This is a genomic window from Streptomyces sp. AC627_RSS907, assembly GCF_019049165.1.
Genome location: NZ_JAGMUE010001271.1, coordinates 1 through 867, shown reverse-complemented (window position 1 = coordinate 867; position 867 = coordinate 1). Strand labels below are relative to the sequence as shown.

Here is an 867-nt window from a genome sequence, read left to right as displayed (position 1 = left end):
GAGCGCGGCGCGGGACTGGGCGGCGGGCACCTCCAGCCGGTCCAGCAAGCTGATCCACGGCGGGCTGCGGTACCTGGAGATGCTCGACTTCGCCCTCGTACGCGAGGCGCTGAAGGAGCGCGGGCTGCTGCTGGAGCGGCTCGCGCCGCACCTGGTCAAGCCGGTGCCGTTCCTGTACCCGCTGCAGCACAAGGGCTGGGAGCGGCTGTACGCGGGCTCGGGCGTCGCCCTCTACGACGCCATGTCGGTCTCCTCGGGGCACGGCCGCGGGCTGCCCGTCCACCGCCACCTGACGCGCGGCCGTGCGCTGCGCGTGGCGCCCGCTCTGCGCAAGGACGCGCTGGTGGGCGCGTTGCAGTACTACGACGCCCAGATGGACGACGCGCGCTTCGTGACGACCCTGGTGCGCACCGCCGCCTCGTACGGCGCGACCGTGGCCAACCGCGCCCGCGTCGTCGGCTTCCTGCGCGAGGGCGAGCGCGTCGTCGGGGCCCGGGTCTCCGACCTGGAGCAGGGCGGCGAGTTCGAGGTGCGCGCCCGACAGGTCGTCAACGCCACCGGGGTGTGGACCGACGACACCCAGGCCATGATCGGCGAGCGCGGCCAGTTCCACGTCCGCGCCTCCAAGGGCATCCACCTGGTCGTGCCCAAGGACCGCATCCACTCCACGACCGGGCTGATCCTGCGCACCGAGAAGAGCGTGCTGTTCGTCATCCCCTGGGGCCGGCACTGGATCATCGGCACCACGGACACCGACTGGGACCTGGACAAGGCGCACCCCGCCGCCTCCAGCGCCGACATCGACTACCTGCTCGAACACGTCAACTCGGTGCTCGCGACGCCGCTCACCCGGGACGACGTGGAGGG

1 protein-coding gene is annotated in these 867 nt (G+C 72.4%); it reads left to right on the top strand.

What is annotated here, in order from left to right:
• Window positions 1-867 (top strand): glycerol-3-phosphate dehydrogenase/oxidase (locus KUM32_RS41435; RefSeq protein ID WP_217146794.1); only part of this gene is annotated, 867 nt, incomplete at both ends.